General features: G+C 64.2%; 30 protein-coding genes. 26 read left to right on the top strand and 4 right to left on the bottom strand.

Features of this window, described 5'->3' with window-relative positions; translation table 11 throughout:
- Nucleotides 1–2: 2 nt before the first annotated feature.
- Nucleotides 3–1,307, top strand: coding sequence for an arsenic transporter (locus RQH86_RS08445; RefSeq protein ID WP_055821148.1), 1,305 nt, complete (start codon nt 3–5; stop codon nt 1,305–1,307).
- 87 nt (nt 1,308–1,394) lie between these two features.
- Here the strand turns inward: RQH86_RS08445 and RQH86_RS08440 are convergent, their stop codons facing one another.
- Genes RQH86_RS08440 through RQH86_RS08425 form a run of 4 tightly spaced genes read right to left on the bottom strand, consistent with a single transcriptional unit; the run spans nt 1,395 to nt 5,079 of the window.
- Nucleotides 1,395–2,105: a site-specific DNA-methyltransferase gene (locus tag RQH86_RS08440; RefSeq protein WP_055821145.1), complete on the bottom strand. Its 711-nt coding sequence runs from the start codon at nt 2,103–2,105 to the stop codon at nt 1,395–1,397.
- Nucleotides 2,023–2,268: a Com family DNA-binding transcriptional regulator gene (locus RQH86_RS08435; RefSeq protein ID WP_081020787.1), complete on the bottom strand. Its 246-nt coding sequence runs from the start codon at nt 2,266–2,268 to the stop codon at nt 2,023–2,025. The genes RQH86_RS08440 and RQH86_RS08435 overlap by 83 nt, the downstream gene beginning before the upstream one ends.
- 25 nt (nt 2,269–2,293) lie before the next feature.
- Nucleotides 2,294–3,316 (bottom strand): phage portal protein, encoded by a 1,023-nt coding sequence (locus RQH86_RS08430; RefSeq protein WP_311238397.1) that lies wholly within the window; start codon nt 3,314–3,316, stop codon nt 2,294–2,296.
- Nucleotides 3,316–5,079, bottom strand: a complete 1,764-nt coding sequence (locus RQH86_RS08425) for a terminase ATPase subunit family protein (RefSeq protein WP_311238415.1) — start codon at nt 5,077–5,079, stop codon at nt 3,316–3,318. The genes RQH86_RS08430 and RQH86_RS08425 overlap by 1 nt, the downstream gene beginning before the upstream one ends.
- A gap of 142 nt (nt 5,080–5,221) precedes the next feature.
- Between RQH86_RS08425 and RQH86_RS08420 the strand changes: the two genes are divergently transcribed.
- The 25 genes from RQH86_RS08420 (at nt 5,222) to RQH86_RS08300 (ending at nt 23,443) form a co-directional block, all read left to right on the top strand.
- Nucleotides 5,222–6,064, top strand: a complete 843-nt coding sequence (locus tag RQH86_RS08420) for a GPO family capsid scaffolding protein (RefSeq protein WP_311238396.1) — start codon at nt 5,222–5,224, stop codon at nt 6,062–6,064.
- A gap of 51 nt (nt 6,065–6,115) precedes the next feature.
- Nucleotides 6,116–7,132 (top strand): phage major capsid protein, P2 family, encoded by a 1,017-nt coding sequence (locus tag RQH86_RS08415; RefSeq protein ID WP_029996353.1) that lies wholly within the window; start codon nt 6,116–6,118, stop codon nt 7,130–7,132.
- Between the two features lie 3 nt (nt 7,133–7,135).
- Nucleotides 7,136–7,855 (top strand): phage terminase small subunit, encoded by a 720-nt coding sequence (gene gpM, locus RQH86_RS08410; RefSeq protein ID WP_311238395.1) that lies wholly within the window; start codon nt 7,136–7,138, stop codon nt 7,853–7,855.
- A 98-nt stretch (nt 7,856–7,953) separates the two neighbouring features.
- Nucleotides 7,954–8,421, top strand: a complete 468-nt coding sequence (locus RQH86_RS08405; protein WP_311238394.1) for a head completion/stabilization protein — start codon at nt 7,954–7,956, stop codon at nt 8,419–8,421.
- Nucleotides 8,421–8,630 carry a tail protein X gene (locus tag RQH86_RS08400; RefSeq protein ID WP_005917735.1) on the top strand — a complete coding sequence of 70 codons (210 nt, stop codon included), beginning with the start codon at nt 8,421–8,423 and terminating at the stop codon, nt 8,628–8,630. Before RQH86_RS08405 ends, RQH86_RS08400 begins: the two co-directional genes overlap by 1 nt.
- 4 nt (nt 8,631–8,634) lie before the next feature.
- A complete protein-coding gene (locus RQH86_RS08395) occupies nt 8,635–8,991 on the top strand; it encodes a phage holin family protein (RefSeq protein ID WP_005929454.1) in 357 nt (118 codons plus the stop codon).
- On the top strand, nt 8,984–9,259 hold the full coding sequence (locus tag RQH86_RS08390; protein ID WP_057672105.1) for a phage holin family protein: 276 nt from the start codon (nt 8,984–8,986) through the stop codon (nt 9,257–9,259). Before RQH86_RS08395 ends, RQH86_RS08390 begins: the two co-directional genes overlap by 8 nt.
- A complete protein-coding gene (locus tag RQH86_RS08385) occupies nt 9,259–9,897 on the top strand; it encodes a glycoside hydrolase family 19 protein (RefSeq protein WP_311238393.1) in 639 nt (212 codons plus the stop codon). The genes RQH86_RS08390 and RQH86_RS08385 overlap by 1 nt, the downstream gene beginning before the upstream one ends.
- Nucleotides 9,897–10,385, top strand: coding sequence for a hypothetical protein (locus RQH86_RS08380; RefSeq protein ID WP_311238392.1), 489 nt, complete (start codon nt 9,897–9,899; stop codon nt 10,383–10,385). The genes RQH86_RS08385 and RQH86_RS08380 overlap by 1 nt, the downstream gene beginning before the upstream one ends.
- Complete coding sequence (locus RQH86_RS08375) at nt 10,382–10,801, top strand: phage tail protein (protein WP_311238391.1); 420 nt, start codon at nt 10,382–10,384, stop codon at nt 10,799–10,801. Before RQH86_RS08380 ends, RQH86_RS08375 begins: the two co-directional genes overlap by 4 nt.
- Entirely contained in the window at nt 10,789–11,238 is a 450-nt protein-coding gene (locus RQH86_RS08370) for a phage virion morphogenesis protein (RefSeq protein WP_311238390.1), read from the top strand. The genes RQH86_RS08375 and RQH86_RS08370 overlap by 13 nt, the downstream gene beginning before the upstream one ends.
- 17 nt (nt 11,239–11,255) lie before the next feature.
- A complete protein-coding gene (locus tag RQH86_RS08365) occupies nt 11,256–12,362 on the top strand; it encodes a hypothetical protein (protein ID WP_311238389.1) in 1,107 nt (368 codons plus the stop codon).
- Nucleotides 12,363–12,446: 84 nt separating this feature from the next.
- Entirely contained in the window at nt 12,447–13,337 is an 891-nt protein-coding gene (locus RQH86_RS08360) for a baseplate J/gp47 family protein (protein ID WP_311238388.1), read from the top strand.
- Complete coding sequence (locus tag RQH86_RS08355) at nt 13,330–13,875, top strand: phage tail protein I (protein WP_311238387.1); 546 nt, start codon at nt 13,330–13,332, stop codon at nt 13,873–13,875. The genes RQH86_RS08360 and RQH86_RS08355 overlap by 8 nt, the downstream gene beginning before the upstream one ends.
- A gap of 9 nt (nt 13,876–13,884) precedes the next feature.
- Entirely contained in the window at nt 13,885–15,390 is a 1,506-nt protein-coding gene (locus RQH86_RS08350) for a phage tail protein (RefSeq protein WP_311238386.1), read from the top strand.
- A 9-nt stretch (nt 15,391–15,399) separates the two neighbouring features.
- Nucleotides 15,400–15,978 carry a phage tail protein gene (locus tag RQH86_RS08345; RefSeq protein ID WP_311238385.1) on the top strand — a complete coding sequence of 193 codons (579 nt, stop codon included), beginning with the start codon at nt 15,400–15,402 and terminating at the stop codon, nt 15,976–15,978.
- A gap of 60 nt (nt 15,979–16,038) precedes the next feature.
- Nucleotides 16,039–16,602 carry a phage baseplate assembly protein V gene (locus RQH86_RS08340; protein ID WP_311238384.1) on the top strand — a complete coding sequence of 188 codons (564 nt, stop codon included), beginning with the start codon at nt 16,039–16,041 and terminating at the stop codon, nt 16,600–16,602.
- Nucleotides 16,599–16,958 carry a GPW/gp25 family protein gene (locus tag RQH86_RS08335; RefSeq protein ID WP_311238383.1) on the top strand — a complete coding sequence of 120 codons (360 nt, stop codon included), beginning with the start codon at nt 16,599–16,601 and terminating at the stop codon, nt 16,956–16,958. The genes RQH86_RS08340 and RQH86_RS08335 overlap by 4 nt, the downstream gene beginning before the upstream one ends.
- A gap of 11 nt (nt 16,959–16,969) precedes the next feature.
- Nucleotides 16,970–18,136: a phage tail sheath protein gene (locus tag RQH86_RS08330; RefSeq protein WP_311238382.1), complete on the top strand. Its 1,167-nt coding sequence runs from the start codon at nt 16,970–16,972 to the stop codon at nt 18,134–18,136.
- Nucleotides 18,137–18,166: 30 nt separating this feature from the next.
- Complete coding sequence (locus tag RQH86_RS08325) at nt 18,167–18,676, top strand: phage major tail tube protein (RefSeq protein WP_311238381.1); 510 nt, start codon at nt 18,167–18,169, stop codon at nt 18,674–18,676.
- A gap of 45 nt (nt 18,677–18,721) precedes the next feature.
- Nucleotides 18,722–19,024, top strand: a complete 303-nt coding sequence (locus RQH86_RS08320; protein ID WP_011038109.1) for a phage tail assembly protein — start codon at nt 18,722–18,724, stop codon at nt 19,022–19,024.
- Nucleotides 19,025–19,032: 8 nt separating this feature from the next.
- Entirely contained in the window at nt 19,033–19,146 is a 114-nt protein-coding gene (locus RQH86_RS08315; protein WP_005922203.1) for a GpE family phage tail protein, read from the top strand.
- A gap of 29 nt (nt 19,147–19,175) precedes the next feature.
- Nucleotides 19,176–22,046 (top strand): phage tail tape measure protein, encoded by a 2,871-nt coding sequence (locus tag RQH86_RS08310; protein WP_311238380.1) that lies wholly within the window; start codon nt 19,176–19,178, stop codon nt 22,044–22,046.
- Between the two features lie 12 nt (nt 22,047–22,058).
- On the top strand, nt 22,059–22,460 hold the full coding sequence (locus tag RQH86_RS08305; protein WP_311238379.1) for a phage tail protein: 402 nt from the start codon (nt 22,059–22,061) through the stop codon (nt 22,458–22,460).
- Nucleotides 22,457–23,443, top strand: a complete 987-nt coding sequence (locus RQH86_RS08300; protein WP_311238378.1) for a phage late control D family protein — start codon at nt 22,457–22,459, stop codon at nt 23,441–23,443. The genes RQH86_RS08305 and RQH86_RS08300 overlap by 4 nt, the downstream gene beginning before the upstream one ends.

Raw genomic sequence — 23,443 nt, 5'->3', positions numbered from 1 at the left:
GCATGCTTGCCCTCGCGATTTTCATCGTCACCCTTGTTTTCGTCATCTGGCAACCGCGCGGGATTGGCATAGGCTGGTCGGCCCTCGCCGGTGCCGCAGTCGCGTTGGCTACCGGCGTCGTCGGGTGGAACGACGTCGGCACCGTGTGGGGAATCGTCTGGGATGCGACCTTTACCTTCGTCGCCCTCATCATCATCTCGCTCATCTTGGACGCAGCTGGCTTCTTTGCCTGGGCAGCACTGCACGTAGCTCGATGGGGTGGCGGCAATGGTCGGAAACTGTTTCCGCTCATCGTTCTGCTAGGCGCCGCGATCGCGGCGGTGTTTGCCAACGACGGCGCGGCCCTTTTGCTGACGCCCATTGTTCTCGCCATTCTGCTGCGCTTGAATTTCCCACCCGCCGGCGCGCTCGCGTTCACGGTGGCATGTGGTTTCATCGCTGACACAGCAAGCCTGCCGCTCGTTGTCTCGAATCTAGTCAACATCGTCACGGCGAACTTCTTTGACGTGTCATTCGGACGCTATGCAACAGTCATGGTGCCGGTGAATCTAGTGTCGGTCGTGGCGACATTGATCGTGCTGTGGCTCTGGTTCCGGCGCGACATTCCTCGCACATATCCGGTCAACGATCTCGAAGCGCCGGGTGAGGCGATACGCGACACGGCGGTCTTCCGTGCTGCCTTGCCGCTGCTCGCTTTGCTCCTCGTGGCGTATTTCGTGACCGGGCCGCTTGGTGTACCCATCGCTCTGGTGACGGGCGCGGCCGCGCTAGTACTGATGGCAATTGCTGGCCGCTGGGCGACGGGCGGCAGAGGCGCCACGATGCAGCTGACGAAGATCCTGCGCGAAGCGCCCTGGCAGATCGTGCTGTTTTCGGTTGGCATGTATCTGGTGGTCTACGGACTCGGCAATGCTTGGCTAACCAAAGCGGCAAGTGCGGTCCTTGAGTGGCTGGCGGCGCAAGGAAGCTTTGTGGCCACGATCGGCACCGGCTTCGCAGTGGCGGGACTCGCCTCGATCATGAACAACATGCCGGCAACGCTGGTGGGCGCGCTCGCCATCGATGGGGCCAACGTTCCCGCTGCTACCCGCGAACTGATGATCTATGCCAACGTCGTGGGCAATGATTTGGGTCCTAAGCTCACCCCGATCGGCTCACTCGCGACGCTTCTATGGCTGCATGTACTAGCCGGAAAGGGCCAACGAATCACGTGGGGCCAATACATGAAGGTGGGGCTGATACTGACGCCGCCCGTCCTGTTGGTCACCCTCGTCGCACTTTGGATCTGGCTGCCGCTATCGCGATGATGCTCTTGGCGGTTGGTTGAACTGGCGCGCGACAGGTTGATGACTTAGCAACGAAAACGGGGCTAAGAATTCTCAGCCCCGTGAGTTTTACAGAGAGGCTAACCGCTCGGACGCATTGCCCACATAGTGGCTAGTCATCTCCACACCGGTCCAGCCGTATCCCTCAAGCTCGGCCGCCACCAGTGTCGTGCCGCTGCCGGCGAAGGGGTCTAGGATTCGTCCGCCTGCCTCGCAGATCTTGACCAGCTGCCGCATCAAGTCGGTCGGCTTGCCGGTCAGATGATGCTTATCAGCCTTGCGCACCGACTCACGGATAACACCTGGCAGCACAGGCGCGCGGCGATCCAGCGGCATGTTGCCCTTGCTGCCCCACACGATGTATTCGGCCTGGTTGCGGAAGCGCCCCAGCTGCGGCCGCACGCCTTCGGTCTTGTCCCAGACAGTGATGCCCCGCCAAGTAAAGCCAGCGATCTGCAGCGCGTCGGTGGTCAGCGGCAGCTGTCGCCAGTCGGTGAACAGCAGCACCGGTGCGCCGTCCTTGAGCACGCGCGCGCACTCGGACAACCACAGGTGCATCCACTTCAGGTGCGAGCGCTGATCGCGTTCGTCGCCGACAAAGTCGGCATGCAGTTGCGCGCCGCCGCCCTGGACGTACTTTGCCGAGGGTGGCTTAGCTCGCGCGGCGGCGTGCAGCCCGCCACTGGCATACGGCGGATCAGTGATCAGCGCGTCGAACGAATTCGCTTCGAGCGTGGGAAGGATGGTCAGGGCGTCGCCCTGGAGCAGTTGGTTTTTCATGGTGAGAGCCTTCTTGGATTCGCTCGCGGCGATCGGAGGTGAGGCTCTCGGCCTTCAGGTGATTGAGCGTGCCGCAACGCGGGCACTTGATCTGGATTTCATCGAAGGCGCCGGCCTTGCACAGCAGGCGGGCGCATTCGCCACAACGGAGGTTCTTGAGCATTGCGTGGTCTTGCGGTGGGAAAGGATTACGCGGCCGCTGGCGGCGCGTACGGGGTGAACGAGATCACCTCATCGCCCACCCAGTCGTTGATCTTCAGCATGCGCGCCTGCAGCGGTTCCAGCTCATTGGCTGCCCAGACGGCAGCTGCCTCGCGGATGGACCCGAAACCGCCAGCGTTCTGCGGCACGATGCCCATGAGTTGCGGCGGGATACGCAGCGCGGCCAGCATGTCGTCGCGGGTGATGCCCTTGATACCGCTGAACTCATCCTTGGCCGCCACTTCGCTGACCGGGATCAGCTTGAGCCCGTCCTTGTTGCCGCCAGGCGAGTACAGGAACAGATTGCGGAAATTGCCCGGTCCCTTGGCGCCCTTCATGGCGTTGCGCAGCGCGTCGACGTCCTCCTGACTCTGCTGTGGGTCGGTCAGATAGAGGATGAAACCGGCGTGCGAGCCGTTGTTGTAGTACTTGCGACGGAACAGCGTGGCCGACTCGTTGAGCAGCGCCGATTGCATTGCCGGCATCCACTCAGGCAGGCCGTAGAGTTCTTGATCGACATCGGCTTCGCGCAGCTGGAACACGCTACCCGGCTCGAACACGTGCTCGTCGTGCCAGGTGCGCACTTGGAAGTAGTCACCCTCGGTGATGCCGCGCCGCATGTACTTGGACAAGGGCGCGGCCAGTGACAGCGCACCGCCCATGCGATTGCGGCGGCGCTCAAGGTAGCCATTGCCCAGCGTGATCCAGTCCAGTGACAGCTGCTCGAAGGCCTCGCGCGTCAGCAGACGGTGCGGCTTGAAGGTACGCGCCAGCATGTTGCGCTTGAAGATCAGCCCCGACTGCAGGAACGGGTTGCTGCGTGTGGTCTTGGACAGGCCATCCAGTGCCACCGGCGGCTCATACCAACGCCCGTTCTGCCAGCACTCCAGATAGTCCAGCACGCCGCGCCCATCGAGCACCGGCGTCGGGTCGCCAAAGGTGAAAGCCTCGGTGCGTGCGGGCACGGCTGGCGCTGCAGACGCAGTGGCGGGCAGCTGGTCGGTCAACATCAAGAGATCTCCATGAAGCCGGAGTTGCGCGCGGTGCGCCCTTCCAGCGGTTCGTTCTGCAGCGCGTGGAACAGTGCCCACGCCAGGTCCGCGTGGCCGGTCTCTTCCGAGCGGCCGGCGGTGAAGGTGGACTGGCGGCCGCTGGCCGTCATGGTCTTGCGGATAGCCATCAACGACTGGGCCACGTCGGTCCAGCCGGCGTCGAACTCCAGCCGGCCGTTGTGGATCACGTCGAACGCCTTGAGCACCAGGCGCGTTTTGACCTCGGGCGAGTAGCTGAAGGTGACCAGATTCGGGAAGAACTGCTTCACCAGCTGCGCCACGCCGCTGCCCATGCCGGTGGTGTCGATGCCGATGTAGGTCACCCAGTAGCGGCGCGTGATGCGCTCGATCTCGGCCGCCTGCTTGGCAAAATCCATGCCCCGGAACTGGATGCGCTCCAGTAGCCGAAACTTGCCGCCAGGCTGCTGCGGTGGCGCCAGCACGACCAGGCCGGCGGTGTCGCCCGTCTCGGCCGGGTCGTAGCCGATCCACACGGCGCGATCGCCGTAGGGGCGCGCGGCGAACGGTTTGTAGTCCTGGCCCCACTCGACCCAGCTGTCGACCATGCACGGCTGCAGCATCGCCAGCGGGAAGATGCTGGCGCCGTCGTCAACGAAGTCGCACATCAACAGGTTGGCGAACGCGTCCGGGCTGTATTCCTCGCGCAGCTCGTCGATATCGAACAGGTCGCAGCCACGGCGCTGGGCGTCGAGGATGTTGACGATCTGCCGCCAGGCGCGGTCCTGGCAGCGGCGACCGCCGGCCAGCGCGTCGTGCGAGACATCGATCTGGATCCGCTGCGCCGCCGGCTTGCCCTTGTTGCGGCGCTCGCCGGTCCAAAACGTGTAGGCCTCGTGGGCCATGCTCGATGGTGTGCTGAAGTAGGTCTTGCGCCACTTCTTGTGCATCGCCATGCCGCTGGCGACCTTGTTCAATTCGTTGAACCCGTAGGTCCAGAAGAATTCGTCGAAGTAGAAATTGCCGTGGTAGCCCTGGGCGGTGCGTGCATTGGTCCCGAGGAAGAACAGCTCGGCGCCGTTGGGGAACACGATGCTGTCGCCGCCGGAGAGCGTCTCGTCGATGGTCTCGCGCACGAACTGCTGCATGTAGCCACGGAACAGGTGCGCCTGCGCCTTGGAGGCGCTCAAGAAAATCTGATTGCGCCCGGTGGTGAGCGCATCGATCAGCGCTTCGCGAGCGAAGTAAAACGTTGCACCGATCTGGCGCGACTTGAGGATGATGCGGGTGCGCTCGTTGCCGGCCCGGTACCAATCGCGCTGGTAGTCGAAGCAGCCGTCGACGAACGCGGTGGTCAGCTGCTCGACCTGTTCTTCAGTGAAGTCGTTGCGCTTGGGTTTTTTCTTTGGCGCAGCGTTGCGATTGGCGACAGCCGGATTCAGATCGGCTTCGTTGCCGCCGCCTTGGTAGCGCTGGATGCGCGCCTGGCGCTCCAACTGCCGATGCAGCAGATCAATTTCCTTGAAATCGCCGCCGGACTTTTCCGGCTTCATAATCAGCACAACCAAGCGCGCTTCGAGTGCGCCACCGATGCGCTCAACGTTGTCTGCGCGATCCCACTCGTCACGCGACTTCCAGCTGTGTACAGTCTTCTCGTTCTCGCCGATGGCCTGCGCAATTTCGGTCACGCGCCATCCCATCCAGTACAGGAACTTGGCCTGTCTGCGGGTGTCCATCGGGAGCTGGGTGGCAACGCTTTGCATGCCGACCAGGGTGCGGCCCACCTCTTAATCCCGACAGTTCAACGACGCGTAATCGCCTGGTTTACACGGTGATTACGTTGCTGCGTTGTGCGTCGCGTTTGACCATGGGTCATCGCAAACGCATCCAGCGCAAAGGACACCCATGTCGGCCAAGGCCAAGAAGTTCCGTTCCAACTGGTTCCGCGTGGCCGTCGAAGGCGCCACCACCGATGGCCGCACGATCCAACGCAGCTGGATCGACGACATGGCCGCCACCTACAACCGTGAGACCTACAACGCCCGCATCTGGATCGAGCACATGCGCAGCCTGCTGCCGGACTCGCCGTTCCGTGCGTATGGCGATGTCACTGCAGTGAAAGCCGAAGAGGTCGAGATCGATGGCACCAAGCGCCTGGCGCTGTTTGCCCAGATCGAGCCGACCGCCGACCTGATCACCATCAACAAGTCCAAGCAGAAGCTCTACACCAGCATCGAGGTGCAGGAGAAATTCGCCAACACCGGCAAGGCGTATCTCGTCGGCCTGGCGGTCACCGACTCGCCGGCCAGCCTGGGCACCTCCATGCTCAGCTTCGCCAGCCAGAACCCCGAGGCCAACCCGTTGGCCGATCGCAAGCAGTCACCGGGCAACCTGTTCACCGTCGCCGAGGAAACCGCGCTGGAATTTAGCGAAGTCGGCGAAGGCCCGGTCGCCAATCTGCTCAGCCGGATCCGCACCGCGCTCAAGAGCGAGGACGCCACCAGCATCACCGCCGAGCAGTTCGCAGAGCTTGGCGAAGGCGTCGAAGAGATCGCCGAGCACGTGCGCGGCCAGGACGAACGCTTCAACCGCCTGCAGGCCGAACACGCCGAGCAGAAGACCAAGCACGAGCAGCTGGCAAACGACCTGGCGCAGCTGCGCGAGTCGCTGTCGCAGCAGCCGGATCCGGCACAGCCCGCACGCCCGGTGGTCACCGGCGGCGGCGCGGCCGTGCTGACCGACTGCTGATCCCACACCACCACACGCACACGCCGCCAGCGCCCCACCTTCGGAGCTTTCATGCAAAACGCCACTCGCCTGCAGTTCAACCAATTCGCCGAGCAGATCGCCAAGCTCAACGGCATCACCTCCGCGTTCCACTCGTTCGCCGTCGATCCGACCGTGCAGCAGAAGCTAGAAACGCGCATGCAGGAATCCAGCGAGTTCCTGTCCAAGATCAACATCATCCCGGTGGACGAACTGTCCGGCCAAAAGGTGGGCATCGGCGTCACCGGCAGCATTGCGAGCCGCACCGACACCGGTGCCGGCAAGACCCGCACCCCGCGCAACGTCGCTGCGCTCGACAAGAACGAGTACGTCGCCAAGAAGACCGACTTCGACACCGCGATTCCGTATGCGTTGCTCGATGCCTGGGCCAAATTCCCGGACTTCCAGGCGCGCCTGCGTGATGCCATCGTCAAGCGTCAGGCACTGGATCGCTTGCAGATCGGCTTCAACGGCACGCACGCCGCTGCCGACACCGACCGCGCTGCGTTCCCGCTGCTGGAAGACGTCAACATCGGCTGGCTACAGCAGTACCGCACCAACGCTGCCCAACGCGTGCTGGCAAGCGGCAAGACGGCCGGCAAGATGGTCATCGGCGCCGGTGATGGCGCGGACTACCGCAACCTCGACGCGCTGGTGTTCGATGTGGTGAGCAACCTGCTGGATCCGTGGCACCGCAAGGATCCGAGCCTGGTGGTGGTGCTCGGCCGCGACCTGATGCACGACAAGTACTTTCCGATGGTCAACAAGGACCAGGCGGCCAGCGAGAAGATCGCCACCGACCTGATCTTGAGCCAGCGCCGCGTTGGCGGCCTGCAGGTGGCCGAGGTGCCGTACTTGCCGGATGGCGCGTTGATGGTCACTTCGCTGGCGAACCTGTCGATCTACTACCAGACCGGCGGCCGTCGTCGTTACATCCAGGAAGTGCCGGCACGCGATCGCATCGAGAACTACGAGTCCTCCAACGATGCCTACGTGGTCGAGGACTACGGCCTGGGCTGCGTGGTCGAGCACATCGAGATCGAGGCTTAAGTCATGGCCGACAGTCCCGCCAAGCGTCACCACAGCCGCGTGCTCGCCGAGCTGGAGGCCGCCCAGCGCGCACCGCACCAGCTGATGGCCGGTGCAACGGCCTACGAGCAGCACATGGCGCAACTGCAGAGCGATCGCCTGCGGCTGAAGCAGATCCAGTCCACGCAAGGCAAGGCGGCGCTCAAGGTGCAGCTGCTGCCGACCTACGTGCCGTATCTGGCCGGCGTGCTGGCCGGCGGCCAGGGCGCGCAGGACGAGATCGTCATGACGTGCATGGTCTGGCGCATTGATGCCGGCGACTATACCGGCGCGTTGGAGCTGGGCGCCTATGTGCTCAAGCACGGCCTGCAGATGCCCGACCGCTTCTCCCGCACGGTGGGCTGCGTGCTGGCCGAAGAGATCGCCGAGGCGGCGCTGTCTGCGCAGAAGACCGGCCAGGCATTCGATGCGGCCGTGCTGGCAGACACCGCGACGCTGACCGCTGAGCAAGACATGCCCGATGAGGTGCGCGCCAAGCTGCACCTGGCACTGGCACGCGCATCGCTGGCGGGCGTCACCGATGAGACGCCTGCCGACCAGGCGCAGCCCATCGCCGCTGCCGCCGTCGCCGACCTGCAGCGCGCCATCGCACTGCACGGCAGCTGCGGCGGCAAGAAGGATCTGGAGCGTGCCGAGCGCCTCTTGAAGAAGTTCAGCGTTGAGCCTGCGGGCACCAACGCATAACCGAGCGTCCCCGCAACCCTCGCCGGCTCGGGGCTGATCCACAGCACTCCATCGCTGCGGTGACGCCCCGACCACCGGCGATCTCTTCCGAGCCATCCATGAGCGGATTCACTGCCATCGGCACCACCAGCGCCACGCCTGATGCGATCGCCAATGCGCCGTTCTGGCCGGCGATCGCACCGGCGACTGTGCGAGCGAGCATGCGCTTGGATGGCACCGTGACCGATGCGCGTCTGCGCCACGCCCTCATCGCCGCCATGCTGGCGGTCAACGATGAGTTGCAGACATGGGCGCAGACGCAGCAGGCGGCTGGCTACGCGGTGTTGACCGATGTGCCCAGCACCACTGTCGATGGCCTCTCGCGCCGCGTACAGCTGTACCTACGCGCCGTCGCGTGTGCCACCGCTGTCGAGGTGGCAGAGCGTTACCGCAGCTTCGACGCCACTGACAGCGCCAACCAGCGCGCCGATGACCTGTCACCGAGCATCACCGAGCTACGCCGCGACCAGCGCTGGGCCGTGCGCGATCTGCAGAACCTGCCGCGCAGCACGGTGGAGCTCATCTGATGCGCGTGCATGCCATGCAAGGCGACACCGTCGACCTGCTGTGCTGGCGCCACCTGGGCAGCACGGCCGGCCTGGTCGAGCGCACCTATCTCCTCAATCCCGGCCTGGCCGAACTGGGCGCCGTGCTACCGCATGGCACGCCGGTGGAGTTGCCCGAGGTAACCACCACCACAGCGGCGATGACGCCGCTTGTGCAGCTATGGGACTGATCTGATGACCGAACCCACCTCCGTATCGAGCGGCTTTTTGATCGCCACCGGTGTGGGCCTTGCCTCCGTGCTGCCTGGCATCGACGGCGATGCACTGATCGGCGCCTTCGCGGGCGGCGCGCTGTTCGTGGTGTCCGCCGCCAAGCAACCGCTGCTGGCGCGATTGATTTACTTCCCGGTGAGCGTGATCGCCGGCTACCAACTAGCGCCGGAAATCCTGCGCTGGTTGCCGATCAAGTCCAGCGGCGTGGCCGCCTTCGCTAGCGCGGCGTGCGCGATCACCGTCACGCTGGGGCTGATCGAAAAGAGCAAGTCCTTCGACTTTTCCTTCCTACGTCGTGGAGGTCCGCCCAGTGCATAGCCTGGTCACCGTCCTGACGTTGATGGCCTCGCTCGCCATCTGCGTCCGCCTGCTTACCTACCACCGCCCGGTCGATGCGCGCCATCGACGCGGCGCCGGCTGGTGCGCGTGGTTGCTGATCGCCAGCACCGGCGGCCAGGCGTTGCACATCCTGCTGGCCGGCGCCGGCTCGCAAGTCAGTCCATGGCACCTGGGCACGTTGATCGTGCTGGCGGTGCTCACCTACCGCGCCCAGGGCAATGTGGCGCGCATCCTGAAGGTCGATTGATGTTCACCGATACCCAGCTCGCCTCGATCATGCAGTGTTCGCCGCAACGCGCACAGCGCTGGCATGGGCCACTGCTCGCCGCCGCCAACCGCTTTGGCATCACCACCAAGCGCCGCGCCGCGCACTGGCTCGGCCAGGTCGGGCACGAAAGTCTGAGCCTGTCGCGGATGGAAGAAGGCCTGACCTACACCACCAGCGCTCGGCTGCTGGAAGTGTTTGGCGCGCGCATCACACCGGCCCAGGCGCCCAAGTTCCTACGCAACCCGGAGGGCCTGGCCAACTTCGTCTACGCCGACCGCCTGGGCAACGGCAACGCCGCCAGCGGCGACGGTCACCGCTACCGGGGCCGTGGCCCGATGCAGCACACCTTCCGGGGCAACTACCGCCGTATAGGTGTGCTGATCGGACTGCCGGTGGAAGAGCAGCCGGATCTGCTGCTGCAGATCGAGCCAAGCGCACTGGGTGCGGCGGCGTACTGGCAAGACAACGGCCTCAACGTGCTGGCCGATGCCGGCGACGTGCTTGGCCTGGGCCGCAAGATCAACCTGGGCAACGTGCGCGCCAAGCGCTTGCCGGAAGGCCACAGCGATCGCGTCACGCGCACGCAGCGCGCCCTGCAGATCCTGGGCGTGAGCTGATGGTCACGCGCCTGATCATCCTGCTGGTGCTGATTGCAGTGCTCGTCGGTGGCTGCGTGTGGCAGGAGCAGCGCGTCAGCACCGCACAACGCGAACGCAAGCAAGCGCTAGACGCAAAAGCTGCAGCCATCGCCGAACGCGACAGTGCAAGGGCTTCCACAAAAACCGTTGTCGAGTACGTCGATCGCGTGCAGATCGTGCGCGAGGCCGGCGCCACCATCACCCGCGAGATCCCGATCTATGTCACCCAGAAAGCAGACGCTGCTTGCGCTATCCCTGCTGGCTTTGTGCGGCTGCACGACGCCGCCGCCTCGGGCAACCCTGCCGGGCCGCCCGCCGGAGATCCTGATGCGCCGGCCGCCGGCATTACGCTCTCTGGCATTGCCGGTACCGTCGCCGACAACTACACCAGCTGCCACGCCACCGCCGCGCAACTGAGCGCGCTGCAGGACTGGATCGATCTGCACGTGCCGGAGCCGGCGCCATGATCAAGCCCGCCAGCCTGCGCGCGCATCTGGTCGCAGCATTGCCGGATCTGGCACGCGATGCCGACCGGCTGCTGGTGTTTATCGACGCCGGTAGCCTGGTCAGCACTTTCCAGCCGGGACTGTCGTTCGAGTACCAGTACACGCTCAATCTGATCTTGACCGACTACGCCGGCCACCCGGACAGCGTGATGCTGCCGCTGCTGGAATGGGTGCAGGTCAATCAGTCCGAGCTGCTGTCCAATCCCGCGCGCCGTGGCGACATCGCCTTCGAGGCTGACATCCTCGCCAACGATGCGGTGGATCTGTCGATCAAGTTGCCGCTGACCGAGCGTGTGGTCGTGACCGCGAAGGATGGCGGCGGCTACGACATCACCCATGCACCCGAGCCACAGATCGATCCCACATGGATGAGCTGACCGCGCTGGAGAACTGGGCCGCGCCGTTGCTGGCGCGCATGCAGCCCGGTGAGCGGCGCAGCCTGGCGCGCAAGATCGGAACGGAGCTGAGGCGCTCGCAAAGCCAGCGCATCGGCAAGCAGCAGGCACCCGATGGCACACCGTACGCACCGCGAAAGCAGCAGCTGCGGCAGAAGGCCGGGCGCGTCAAACGCGCGAAGATGTTTGCCAAGCTGCGGCAGGCCAAATACTTCAAGGTCAGTGCGGGTCCTAACGCTGTGAGCGTTGGGTTTATGGGCCGGGTAGCACAGATTGCACGCGTACACCAAGATGGCTTAACCGAGCGGGTGCGGCCTGGCGGCCCAACGGCACGCTACGAAAAGCGTGTTTTGCTGGGATTAGACTCCCGCGACAGGCACCAGCTCAAAAAGCTTATGCTTGATCACATGACGAACTAGATTAGAGCGACGGAGCAATGCGAGACGCAGCGCCAGAAGACAAGATATTAGGAGCCCTTCAAGGGACCGGCTTTATTCTTGAGCATGAAACCGCACAAGCTTTTCAGAAAAAGAAATGGAGCACCATAAGCGGAAGGTTCTACCTGGATGACGTTGACGGTCGTGCTCGCGAATTAGATTTAATTGCCTACAAAGTAAAAAGCAGCCAAGACCTAGATGTTTCCACAGTGATTCTGGTGAGCTGCAAGAAAGACGCAAAGAATACCGTGGCATTTTTGAGTAGAAGCCGACCAAAGGTTGACCCGAATGCTGATTGGGAGCCTGTCCACATATGGACGAAATCAGAGCCACTGAAATCGCACCTAGCAGATGGGGCCTGGAAAGATAACTACCTCAACTCCAATCCGAAAGTTAAAGAAAGCATCCTAAGTCCAAAGCGAGACATTTTTGCATTCCAGCTAGTCAGTGAGAATGGGACGCCACAAAATGACAAACCAATATTCGACTCAATAACATCGCTGATGAAGGCGATGGATCATGAGATAAGTCAATTAAACTATAAAGGAAAGAAAAACAAAAGACTTTATCAATTCATTCTTTGCACCATCTTCGATGCTCCAATGGTCGACGCACAGTTCGAATATGTGCCTACAAAAGTTGTCAAGCTAAGCCGCCTCATCTATTTCTCAAGATACATCGTAAATAAAATCGACAGCTCCGCACTCGTTCACTTCGTCCGCGCTGACAGAACTGATAAGTTCATTGACGATTTGGACGTACTACATAAGCACAACGCGGAATTTTTTCAAGCCAAAGTCGAAGATGCATATAAAGCAATTACAACCTCTAAAGAGATTAGAAAATACTTCGCAACTCGATTCTCCTGGGATATAAGGTGGAAATTGAATGGGCGATTGCGAAATCTTGGAAGAAAAGGTGTGCATGTATCGAAGATCGGCATCTCATACTATCAGGAAGCTTTGAGGATAGAGGTCGATATATCCGAAAACGACGCCAAGTTACTCGACGCTGATCTCGAGGCTCGCGAAGAACTTGCAGAAATACTCCTTGAAAAAATGCGTTACAAGGGCCCATTCACCATAGAGGAAGACATCCCATTTTGATGTAATATTTCTCTCTACAAAGTAGCGCACTACTAAGTGCAGCCGCGCTGCGAAAATATAGGAGCCAAGAAATGGCAGGCTTCTATGGCGTCCTTTACTGCAGTCGATCTATCAAAACTCAACGCCCCAGACCTAATTGAGCCGCTGGACTTCGAGACGATATTCGCCGAAGCGGTAGCCCAATTCCGTCGGCTACTGCCCGAGTTTTCGGCGCTCATCGAAGCTGACCCGGTCTACAAGCTCCTGCAATTGTTCGCGGCACGCGAGCTGCTGATACGCCAGCGCGCCAACGACAAGGCACAGCAGACCATGCTGGCCTTTGCCACCGGCACCAACCTCGATCACCTGGGCGCGTTGTTTGGCGTCGCGCGCCTGGTACTGGATCCGGGGCAGCCGGGGAACGGCATTGCACCGACCTATGAGTCGGACGTGGACTTCCGCCGCCGCATCCAGCTGGCGCCCGAGGGCTTCAGCGTTGCCGGCCCCGAGGGCGCCTACATCTATCACGCGCTCAGCGCGGCGGCAGATGTCATGGACGCCAGCGCCACCAGCCCCGCGCCTGGGCAAGTGCTGGTCACCGTGCAATCGCGCACCGGCGATGGCACCGCGCCGCAGGCACTGCTCGATCAAGTGGCCGCCATGCTCACCGATGACGACGTGCGGCCCATGACAGACGAAGTCGCGGTGCAGAGCGCGCAGATCGTTCCCTACGCCATCCGTGGGCGCGTCTACACCTACGCTGGCCCCGACTCGGCAGTGGTCATGCGCGAGGCGCTGCGCAGCCTGCAGACCTATCTTGCCGAGGCGCACCGGATCGGCCGGGACGTACCGGAATCGGCGATCAAGGCCAAGCTGTTCGCTGACGGCGTGCAGCGCGTCGAGTTGGACTCGCCTGCAGCCGACATCCGGATCAGCCGCACGCAAGCCGCGTACTGCGCATCGATCGACATCGTGCACGCCGGCATCGATGAGTAATTCTCCGCTGCCGCCCAATGCCACGCCGATGGAACGCGCCCTGGCGGCCGTCACCGAGCGCCTGGAAGCGATCCCGCTGCCGTATCCAGATCTGTGGAATCCGGACACCTGCCCGGCCGGCCATCTGCCATGGCTTGCATGGACGCTATCGGTGGATGACTGGAAGGCCGACTGGAGCGATGCGGTTAAGCGCTCACGCCTGCGTAGCGCTATGGCTATCCAGCGCCGCAAGGGCACGGCCAACAGCGTCCGCATGGTGGTCGAGTCGTTCGGCGGCGCGGTGGCCATCCGCGAGTGGTGGCAGACCGAGCCGCGCGGCCAGCCGCACACCTTCGAGCTGGCGCTGACGTTGACCGGTGCCGATGGACAGAGCGCCAGTGCCCGGTTCGTCGAGGAAGTCATCGCCGAGGTCGAGCGCACCAAGCCCGTGCGTTCGCATTTCACCTTCACCCAAGGATTCCAGGCCGAAGCCCGACTCAACGTCGTGGCACGCGGCAGAACCACTTTGTTCCTGCGCCTGCAGGGCGAGGCGAGCTAGAGAGCACACATGCCCGGACTCAAACTCAAGATCACTACGGCCGGCCGCCAAGCCCTGGTCAATGCCAAGCAGACCGGCACACAGGCGGTGACCATCGCCGCAGTCGGATTGACCAGCGCAGCGTTCGTGGCCGATGCCGAGCTCAAGGCGCTACCGTCCGAAATCAAGCGCCTGACCACTATCGGTGGTTCGGTGACGGCCAAGGACACGATGCACGTGTCGGTGCGCGACGAATCCAACGCCGTCTACAGCTGTTACGGCTTCGGCCTGTACCTGGCCGATGGCACGCTGTTTGCTGCCTACGGCCAACCCGCGTTGCTGGTGGAGAAGTCTGGCGCCGCCTCTGTGCTGCTGGCGATCGACGTGGTGCTGGCCGATGTGGACACCGCGCAGATCACCTTCGGAGACACCAACTTCACCGATCCAGCGGCGACGGTGGACGTGCCGGGTGTGGTGCGCTTGTCCACCGACGCGCAAGCAATCGAAGGGCTGGACAAAGAGCGGGCGCTGTCGCCGGCCAACCTGATTGCCGTATTGAATGCGCGCCTAGGCGATGCTGCGCCCACTGACTTCATCAAAGGGCTACTGGCCCGACCCACTGCAGCAGCGGCACGCAACATGCTCGGCCTTCGCTCTGCGGCGACGTTTCATGTTGGCCCTGGCAATGGCTTGGATGCTGATCTCTTGGATGGACAGGAGGGCGCGTGGTATCGCGACTTCCGCAATCTGCAGAACGTGCCAAGCTCGTTCTTGCTGCCAGGCCAGATCGTGATTATGGCCTCGCTCTTTCCGCCTGCAGGTCTACTGCTATGCGATGGCACGGCAGTCTCACGCACGAAGTATTCGGCGTTGTTTGCGGCGATCGGTACCGTCTACGGTGCCGGGGATAGCAGCACCACGTTCAACCTACCGTTGATGCGTGAAGGCACCACGGTCACCCACACCAATTCCTCACAGTTTGTCGGCGTCCACAGCAACGGCCAGGTGATCAGCCATACGCACGGCGCCAGTGCGACCGCTGTCGGCGACCATGCGCACTACACCGCACTCGGCGCAGCCGGCATCCACGCACATGGTGCCAGCGTCAACCCGGCCGGCGATCACGCGCACGGTGCTTGGACGGATGCGCAGGGCTACCACGCGCACGGCGGTAGCACTAGCGCCTCAGGGGACCACCAACATCCAGGCGTGATTCCCTCCAATGCCATCAACGGCTATGGCATCTACCGCGAGCGGGACAATGATGCATCGCCCTCGGATGGCTGGACCGGTGCCGGTGGCAACCACGCCCACAGCATCGGAACTGATGCCACCGGTAATCACACCCACAACATTGGCATGAACGGCTCAGGCAACCACACCCACGGGGTCGGCATCGCCGAGGGTGGCAATCACGTGCACGTGGTGGATCACCGTGGCGCTGGCGCCCACAACCATGCCATCACCGTCAACGCTGCCGGCGGCGCAGACAACTTGCCTGCCGGTCTCCGCATGACCTACTGCATCGCCTACTGAGGATTGACCATGACCAACCCGCTGCCACGCACCAGCACTGCATACGCTTACGACGCCACCACCGGTGAATACACCGGCCCGGTGACTGTCTATCTCTCCGAGTTGGAGGGACGCTACCCGCTGCCTCCCAACACGGTTGCCACCGCACCGGCGCCGCCTGCAGGGCTGTATCAGCGGCACCGCCTGTCGCCAACGTCTGCAAGCTGGGAGCTGGTGCCGGACTATCGCGGCGTGATGCTCTACAGCACCGACACCGCCACGCCAGTCGCCAACACGCTTGCCTTGGGCGATGCACTGCCGCAGGGTTACACCACCTCGCAGCCAATCGCGTTTCTCCCCGGCGACTACCGACGCAACGTCTGGGACGATGCACGCGCGAGTTGGCGTGCAGATCCGGACTACAGCGCTGCACTGGTGTGGGAGAAGGCCACCGGCGCGATCGCACCGCGCCTGGCCGCCGGCGTCGCGTTGCCGGGACAGCTGACCACCGTGGCCGCACCGGTTTCGATCGACGGCACAGTGGTGTGGGACGAAGCGACGCAGGCATGGTTTGTGCAGCCCAAGCCGTCTGAAGAAGCGGCTGTGTAGCCCACTGCTTTACGCACCAATTGCAGTGCGCAAGACCGTGCAGCCACTGACCATGGCTGCATGGGCAACGCATCCTCCGCACTGAGTAACGCCATTCGCCTCGGCACCGTCGCCGAGGTGAATCTCGCCACCGCGCGATGCCGCGTGCAGGTCGGCGAGATGTTGACCGACTATCTGCCCTGGGTGGTCACACTGGCTGGCACCACCATCATCTGGTCGGCGCCGACGATTGGCGAACAGGTGGTGGTGCTATCGCCGGCTGGCGACCTGGCCGATGGCGTGGTGCTACGGGGCCTGTACTCCGACCAATTCGCAGCGCCTGCCGCGTCCGACACGCTCCACGTGCTGCGCTTTGCCGATGGCGCGCAGATCCACTACGACACCGACGCGCATGCGCTGCAGGCGACGTTGCCCAGCGGCGGGACCGCGACCATCACCGCCGATGGCGGCATCACGCTCAACGGCCCGCTGACGGTCAACGGCGAAACGATGCTCAATGGTGATGCCACCATCACCGGTACCGCGACGGCAACCACCGACGTGCTCGGCGGCGGGATCAGCCTCAAGAATCACAAGACCACCGGCGTGACCGCCGGCAGCGCACTCAGCGGTGGTCCGCAGTGATCGGCGTCGATGCCACCACTGGGCATGTGATCGAGGGCGAGCAGCACCTGGCCCAATCGATCGCCTGCATCCTCACCACACCCATCGGCACACGCGAGCAGCGCCGCGACTTTGGCTCGCTGCTGCCCGAGCTGATCGACCAGCCGTTCAACGGCGCCACCCGCACGCTGCTCTACGGCGCCACCGCCACCGCGTTGATGCGCTGGGAGCCGCGCCTGCGCCTGACCCGCGTCGACCTTGTCGTCGGTGATGCGCCTGGCAGCTTCGTGCTGACCATCGAAGGCGAACGCACCGACGTTGCTCCTGCCAATGCGCGCTCGCGCATGACCATTCCGCTCCGCTTCCGCTCGTCCTGATCGAGGAACCTATGTCCACTGCCTACCACCACGGCGTTCGCGTCATCGAAGTCAGCGCGGGCACGCGCACCATCCGCACCGTCTCCACTGCTGTCGTCGGCCTGGTCGCCACGGCCGCCGATGCGGACGAGACCATCTTCCCGCTCAACAAGCCGGTGCTGATCACCGATGTGCTTGGTGCGGTCGCCAGCGCCGGCACCCAGGGCACCTTGCGCGCCACGCTGCAGGGCATTGCCGACCAGACCAACCCGGTGACCATCGTCGTGCGTGTGGCCGATGGCGAAGATGCGGCCAAGACATCGACCAACGTCATCGGCGAGGCCAAGTCCAGCGGCTATACCGGCTTGTATGCGCTGCTCGCCGCGCAAGCGCAGCTGGGCGTGCGCCCGCGCATCCTGGGCGCGCCGGGCCTGGACACGCTGCCGGTGGCCAAGGCATTGGCGACCATCGCCAAGAAGCTGCGCGCCATGGCGTATGCGCGGCCTGTCGCAGACACCGTGGCCGAGGCGGTCACCTACCGTGGGCAGTTCAGCGATCGCGAGTTGATGCTGATCTGGCCGGACTTCCTGGCTTTCGACACCGCTACCAGCACCACGACGGCGGCATATGCCACTGCGCGTGCGCTCGGCCTGCGTGCCAAGATCGACACCGAACAGGGCTGGCACAAGAGCCTGTCCAACGTGCCCGTGGCTGGCGTCACCGGCATCTCCAAGGATGTGCATTGGGATCTGCAGGATCCGGCCACCGATGCCGGCATCCTCAACGAGGGCGACATCACCACGCTGGTGACGTTCAACGGCCAGCGCTTCTGGGGATCGCGCACGTGCGCGGAGGACAACATGTTCGCCTTCGAGACGGCCACGCGCACCGCGCAGATCCTGGCCGACACCATCGCCGAAGGCGTGGCGTTCTACGTCGACAAACCGATGCACCCCTCGCTGGTCAGGGATCTGATCGAAACGATCAACGCCAAGTTCCGCGACCTGAAGTCGTCGGGCTACTTGATCGATGCCAACGCCTGGTACGACGGCATGGTCAACAGCGCCACCACGCTCGCCGATGGCGCGCTGCGCATCGATTACGACTACACGCCGGTGCCACCGCTGGAGAACTTGCAGCTGTACAAGAAGATCACCACCAGCTACCTGGCCGACTTCGCCGAACGCGTCAACGCGTAACGCACCCGCCTCAGATTCCCGGAGAACCCCATGGCTTTGCCCAAGAAACTCAAAGCGCTCAACCTGTTCAACGACGGTGAGAGCTATCTCGGCCAGGTGGTCGAAGTGAAGCTGCCCACGCTGTCCCGCAAGATGGAGGAGTATCGCGGCGGCGGTATGAATGGCCCGGTCGACATCGACTTCGGCCAGGAGAAGATCGAGCTCGAATGGAAGTGCGGCGGCCTGATGCGCAGCGTACTGAATCAGTACGGCGCCACCACGCACAACGCCGTGCAGCTGCGCTTTGCCGGCGCCTACCAGCGCGACGATTCCACCGAGGTGGATGCGGTGGAAATTGTTGTGCGCGGCCGTCACAAGGAGATTGATCCCGGTACCGGCAAGTCCGGCGATGACACCGAGTTTTCGGTCAAGACGTCGGCCAGCTACTACAAGCTGAGTATCAACGGCGTGCCCGTAATCGAGATCGATTTGATGAACATGATCGAGATCGTCAACGGCGTGGATCTGCTTGCCCCTCACCGCCGCGCCATCGGTGCCTGACCCTTCCGGCCTGGCGCCGCCGGGCCTCCGCCTTGAGACCTTCCGATGACCCCGACCTTTTCCCCAGCCATTCCCCTCGACCAGCCCATCACGCGCGGCGAGCAGACCATCACCGACCTCAAGGTCCGCAAGCCCGGCGCAGGCGAACTGCGCGGCCTCAAGCTCACCGACGTGCTGCAGCTGGATGTCACCGCGCTGGCAACACTGCTGCCTCGCATTTCCTCGCCCACGCTGACCACCGCCGACGTCAATGCGATGGATCCGGCCGACCTGCTGGCGGTAGGCCAGGAGGTGCAGGTTTTTTTCTTGCCGAAGGCCCAGAGGGAAGCGGATTTCCCGACTGCGTAGAGGATGCGATGGCCGACATCGCGGCCATCTTCCACTGGCCGCCGTCTGAAATGGACGGCTGGTCGCTGCACGAACTCACGGCGTGGCGCGAGCGTGCCCGCCTACGAAGCGGAGCCGAATGATGCCCCACCCAACGAACGAGGCCGCCTAAATGGCGGCCTCCGACAATCTGCGCCTGCAGGTCATCCTGGCCGCCGTCGATCGCGCCACCGGCCCGTTCCGGCGTGTGCTCAATGGAAGCCGTGGCGTTGCCACCGCACTGCGCAATCAGCGCGACGCGCTGCGTCAACTCAACAGCCAGCACCGCGACATCGGCGCCTATCGCGAACAGGTGGCGTTGGCACAGCGTGCCAAGACCGCGCTCGATGCGCAGCGGCAATCGGTGCGCACGCTTGCCCAGCAGATCAAAGCCACCGGCACGCCCACCGCCGCCACGAATGCCGAGTTCGAACGCGCCGTGCGCACTGCACGCGAACTCAAGACCGCGCACGGCGCGCAGGAGGCAGGCCTGCAGCGCCTGCGTGGTCGTTTGGAAACGGCCGGAATCAGCACACGCGAGCTGGTCACGCACGAGCGGCGCCTGCGCACTGAGATCGAAAGCACCAACACCGCCATGCGCGCCCAGCAGCAGCGCTTGGCGGCGATCGATGCTGCACAGCGTCGCAGCGCCCGCATCCAGAACGCCGGCCTGCAGGCGAGCGCCTACGGCGCCGGCATGGCGTTCGCCGGCCAGCGCGCACTGGGTGCTACCGCGCTGCCGATCAGCGATGCGATGGAGTTCGAGTCCGCGATGGCCGATGTGCGCAAGGTCGTGGACTTCAAGACGCCGCAGCAGTTCTTGCAGATGGGCCGCGATGTCGAGAACCTCTCGATGCGGTTGCCGATGCTGCCGGCCGAGATTGCCAAGATCGTCGCGGCCGCCGGCCAGGCGGCCATCCCGCGCCAGGAGCTGGTCCGCTTCGCCGAGGACGCGGCGAAGATGGGCGTGGCCTTCGACAGCAGCGCCGAGGACGCCGGCCAGACCATGGCGACCTGGCGCACGGCGTTTCGCATGGGCCAGGCCGAGGTCGTCGTGCTGGCCGACAAGATCAACTACCTCGGCAACACCGGCCCGGCCAGCGTCAACAAGATCAGCGCGGTGGTGAACCGCATTGGTGCCCTGGGCGAAGTCGCCGGCCTGCAGAGCGGGCCACTGGCCGCACTGGGCGCCACCGTCGCCGGCATGGGCATCGAGTCGGAAGTCTCGGCCACCGGCATCAAGAACATGCTGCTCACCCTGGCGTCCGGCGAGTCGGCCACCAAGAGCCAGCGCGAGGCCTTCGATAAGCTGGGCATCAAGGCCACCGCCATGGCTGAGGTAATGCAGAAGGACGCAGGCGGGGCGATCATGTCGGTGCTGCAGAAGCTGCGCGCACTGCCCAAGGCCGAGCAGGCCGCGACGATGACGCAGCTGTTCGGCCGCGAGTCGATCGGTGCGATCGCGCCGTTGCTGACCAATCTGGAACTGCTGCAGGGCAACTTCGCCAAGGTGGCCGATGCGCAGCGCTACGGCGGCTCGATGTCGGCCGAGTACGCCTCGCGGGTGGCCACCTCGGCCAACTCGCTGCAGCTGCTGAAGAACACCGCCGTGGTGGTGTCGCAATCGATCGGCCAGACCCTGCTGCCGCAGTTCAAGCAACTGACCGAGCGCACCGCTGCGGTGGTCGGCCAGGTCACAACGTGGATCCGCGCCAATCCGGTGCTGGTGAGTGCGATCGCCAAGGTGGCAATCGGCGGCGCGGCGTTGCTCACCATCCTGGGCGGGCTGCTGGTCGCCGGTGGTGTAGCCGCAATGGCGTTCTCGCAGATCCACGGCGCCGTGGCGCTGCTGTCGGGCGGTGGCGGCTTTGGTGCGCTGCTGCGGCAGGGACTGGCGTTCGGCGGCCGCGTGCTGCCCATGCTCGCCAACGGCGCGCGCCTGCTGCTGCCGCTGCTCGGCGGCATTAGCCTGCCGGTGCTGGCGATCGGCGCGGCCGTCGCGGCGGTGGCGCTGCTGGTGTGGAAGTACTGGGGGCCGATCAAGGCGTTCGCCATCGGCGTGTGGCAAGGCATCGTCGATGTCGCCGCGCCGGTCCTCGCCGAGTTGAAGACCGCACTCGCGCCACTGGCGCCTGTGTGGGACACCGTGGCCGCTGCGATGGGCCAGGCCTGGGGGTGGGTCAAGCAGCTGCTGACGCCGTTCGAGGCCACCACCGCGCAGTTGCACGGTGCAACTCAAGCCGGTCGCGGCTTCGGACAGATCATTGGCGCGATGCTGGTCACGCAGCTGCAGCTGGCCGTCAAGGCGATCGGCTGGCTGGTGCAGGCGTTTATGTTCGTGTTGCCGGTGATCAAGCAGATCCTCGGCGGCGTGTGGCAAACCGTCCAGGGCACGTGGTCGCTGATCGTGGGCGTGTTCACCGGCAACGGCGATCGCATCCGCCAAGGGCTGTTGCAGCTGTGGGCCGGCATCAACCTGCAGCTGGCCAACTGGCCGGCCCGGATGCTGCAGGCCGGCGCCGACATGATCAGCGGCCTTGTCCAGGGCATCCGCTCCAAGCTCGGCGCCGCCAGTAACGCGATCGCCAGCGTCGGCACCGGTGTGGTCGATCGCTTCAAGGGCCTGCTGGGCATCCACAGCCCCTCGCGCGTGTTCGCTCAACTGGGCGACTTCACCATGCAGGGCCTCACCGTAGGTCTGCAGCGCGGCCAGGGCGCGCCTGTGCAGGCCGTCATGGCGCTTGGCAACCGGATGCGAGCGGTGGGCGCTGGCTTGGCATTGGCGACGGCCACAGCGCCCGTGGCAGCGATCGATAGCCGCGCGCCGCTGTCGGCCCCTGCGCGCGCCGCCAGCGCACCTGCAGGCGGCAACAGCTACGTCATCCACGTCCATGCCGCACCGGGCATGGATGCGACCGCACTGGCGCGCGAAGTCGCCCGCCAACTTGAAGAGCGCGACCGGCGCACGGCGGCCACGCGCCGCTCCAGCCTGCGTGACGACTGAGGATCACCCCCGATGATGATGTCCTACGGCACGTTTGTGTTTGCCCTCGATAGCGCTGCGTATCTGCAGCTGCAGCGGCAGATGAGTTGGCGCCACCCCACCAGCGAGCGCGTCGGTGCGCGAGCGGCCAGCCAGTTCCTGGGTCCAGGCGATGAAACGATCGAGCTATCAGGCCTGATCGCGCCGGACTTGACCGGCTCGCGTGGATCGCTGACCACGCTGCGCAGACTCGCAGCCGCCGGCGAGCCGCTGCCGCTGGTCGATGGCACGGGCTGGGTGTATGGGCCGTATGTGCTGCTGTCGGTCAACGAGACGGCCTCGCTGTTCTTCCCCGATGGAACACCGCGCCGTGTCGAGTTCCAACTGAGCCTGCGCCGCACCGACGACGTCGCGCCCGAGGCGACCGCCACATGAGCTACCCCATTCCGCAATGGCGCGTGCTGCTCGATGGCACAGACCTCACCGAGCGCATCGCACCGCGCTTGCTCGATCTCACCCTCACCGAATGCCGTGGCGGCGAAGCCGACCAACTGGATCTGCGCATCCACGACCACGACGGCAAGATGGCGCTGCCCAAACGCGGCGTGCGCCTAGCTGTGGCGCTGGGCTGGAAAGCCACCGGCCTGGTCGACAAAGGCACCTTCATCGTGGACGAGGTGGAGTACAGCGGCGCGCCCGACATCATCACCGTGCGCGCGCGTAGTGCGGATCTGACTGCAGACATGCGCACGCGGCGCGAGCGCAGCTGGCACAACACCACGTTGGGCGCCGTGCTCAATACCCTGGCCGGCGAGCATGGACTGACCCCGCGCGTGGCGGAGGCGCTGGCACGCACTAAGTTGCCCCATCTCGACCAGGCCAACGAGAGCGATATGAATCTGCTCACGCGCCTGGGCCAGCGCTTCGATGCGGTCGCCACGGTCAAGGCAGGAGCATTGGTGTTTGCGCCGATCGGCGCCGGCACCACAGCGACCGGCAAACCGCTGCCGACTGTCACCCTGACGCGGCGCGAAGGCGACCAACACCGTTACTCCGTTGCCGACCGCGATGCCTACACCGGCGTGCGCGCGTACTGGGTGGACAAAGGCAAGGCACGGCGGCAGTCGGTGCTGGTCGGCAAAGACGACAACGCCAAGCGCCTGCGCGAGTCGTATGCCGATGAGGCAACGGCACGCCAGCATGCGCATGCGGAGCTGGAGCGGGTGAAACGCGGCGTGGCGAAGTTCGAGTACACGTTGGCTCTCGGCCGGGCGGATGTCTTTCCCGAGCTGCGGGTGACGTTTAGCGGTTTAAAGCCTGAGATCGATACGCAACGCTGGCTTATCGGAGAGACACTGCACACTATTGGGGGCGACGGATTCAAGACATCGCTCAAGCTTGAAAGCGTGCTCGACTAG

Origin of the sequence: Xanthomonas sp. WCS2018Noco2-27 (genome assembly GCF_031843525.1) — a bacterium.
Classification (GTDB): domain Bacteria; phylum Pseudomonadota; class Gammaproteobacteria; order Xanthomonadales; family Xanthomonadaceae; genus Xanthomonas.
Note: the sequence above shows the minus strand (reverse complement) of the source record. Positions and strands in the feature narration are given on the sequence as shown.

Bases quoted from the DNA above. Each gene is read 5' to 3' on its own strand.
- RQH86_RS08445 (WP_055821148.1), top strand. From the start codon at position 3: ATGCTTGCCCTCGCGATTTTCATCGTCACCCTTGTTTTCGTCATCTGG.
- RQH86_RS08440 (WP_055821145.1), bottom strand. From the start codon at position 2,105: ATGAAAAACCAACTGCTCCAGGGCGACGCCCTGACCATCCTTCCCACG.
- RQH86_RS08435 (WP_081020787.1), bottom strand. From the start codon at position 2,268: ATGCTCAAGAACCTCCGTTGTGGCGAATGCGCCCGCCTGCTGTGCAAG.
- RQH86_RS08430 (WP_311238397.1), bottom strand. From the start codon at position 3,316: ATGTTGACCGACCAGCTGCCCGCCACTGCGTCTGCAGCGCCAGCCGTG.
- RQH86_RS08425 (WP_311238415.1), bottom strand. From the start codon at position 5,079: ATGCAAAGCGTTGCCACCCAGCTCCCGATGGACACCCGCAGACAGGCC.
- RQH86_RS08420 (WP_311238396.1), top strand. From the start codon at position 5,222: ATGTCGGCCAAGGCCAAGAAGTTCCGTTCCAACTGGTTCCGCGTGGCC.
- RQH86_RS08415 (WP_029996353.1), top strand. From the start codon at position 6,116: ATGCAAAACGCCACTCGCCTGCAGTTCAACCAATTCGCCGAGCAGATC.
- gpM (WP_311238395.1), top strand. From the start codon at position 7,136: ATGGCCGACAGTCCCGCCAAGCGTCACCACAGCCGCGTGCTCGCCGAG.
- RQH86_RS08405 (WP_311238394.1), top strand. From the start codon at position 7,954: ATGAGCGGATTCACTGCCATCGGCACCACCAGCGCCACGCCTGATGCG.
- RQH86_RS08400 (WP_005917735.1), top strand. From the start codon at position 8,421: ATGCGCGTGCATGCCATGCAAGGCGACACCGTCGACCTGCTGTGCTGG.
- RQH86_RS08395 (WP_005929454.1), top strand. From the start codon at position 8,635: ATGACCGAACCCACCTCCGTATCGAGCGGCTTTTTGATCGCCACCGGT.
- RQH86_RS08385 (WP_311238393.1), top strand. From the start codon at position 9,259: ATGTTCACCGATACCCAGCTCGCCTCGATCATGCAGTGTTCGCCGCAA.
- RQH86_RS08380 (WP_311238392.1), top strand. From the start codon at position 9,897: ATGGTCACGCGCCTGATCATCCTGCTGGTGCTGATTGCAGTGCTCGTC.
- RQH86_RS08375 (WP_311238391.1), top strand. From the start codon at position 10,382: ATGATCAAGCCCGCCAGCCTGCGCGCGCATCTGGTCGCAGCATTGCCG.
- RQH86_RS08370 (WP_311238390.1), top strand. From the start codon at position 10,789: ATGGATGAGCTGACCGCGCTGGAGAACTGGGCCGCGCCGTTGCTGGCG.
- RQH86_RS08365 (WP_311238389.1), top strand. From the start codon at position 11,256: ATGCGAGACGCAGCGCCAGAAGACAAGATATTAGGAGCCCTTCAAGGG.
- RQH86_RS08360 (WP_311238388.1), top strand. From the start codon at position 12,447: ATGGCGTCCTTTACTGCAGTCGATCTATCAAAACTCAACGCCCCAGAC.
- RQH86_RS08355 (WP_311238387.1), top strand. From the start codon at position 13,330: ATGAGTAATTCTCCGCTGCCGCCCAATGCCACGCCGATGGAACGCGCC.
- RQH86_RS08350 (WP_311238386.1), top strand. From the start codon at position 13,885: ATGCCCGGACTCAAACTCAAGATCACTACGGCCGGCCGCCAAGCCCTG.
- RQH86_RS08345 (WP_311238385.1), top strand. From the start codon at position 15,400: ATGACCAACCCGCTGCCACGCACCAGCACTGCATACGCTTACGACGCC.
- RQH86_RS08340 (WP_311238384.1), top strand. From the start codon at position 16,039: ATGGGCAACGCATCCTCCGCACTGAGTAACGCCATTCGCCTCGGCACC.
- RQH86_RS08330 (WP_311238382.1), top strand. From the start codon at position 16,970: ATGTCCACTGCCTACCACCACGGCGTTCGCGTCATCGAAGTCAGCGCG.
- RQH86_RS08325 (WP_311238381.1), top strand. From the start codon at position 18,167: ATGGCTTTGCCCAAGAAACTCAAAGCGCTCAACCTGTTCAACGACGGT.
- RQH86_RS08320 (WP_011038109.1), top strand. From the start codon at position 18,722: ATGACCCCGACCTTTTCCCCAGCCATTCCCCTCGACCAGCCCATCACG.
- RQH86_RS08315 (WP_005922203.1), top strand. From the start codon at position 19,033: ATGGCCGACATCGCGGCCATCTTCCACTGGCCGCCGTCTGAAATGGAC.
- RQH86_RS08310 (WP_311238380.1), top strand. From the start codon at position 19,176: ATGGCGGCCTCCGACAATCTGCGCCTGCAGGTCATCCTGGCCGCCGTC.
- RQH86_RS08305 (WP_311238379.1), top strand. From the start codon at position 22,059: ATGATGATGTCCTACGGCACGTTTGTGTTTGCCCTCGATAGCGCTGCG.
- RQH86_RS08300 (WP_311238378.1), top strand. From the start codon at position 22,457: ATGAGCTACCCCATTCCGCAATGGCGCGTGCTGCTCGATGGCACAGAC.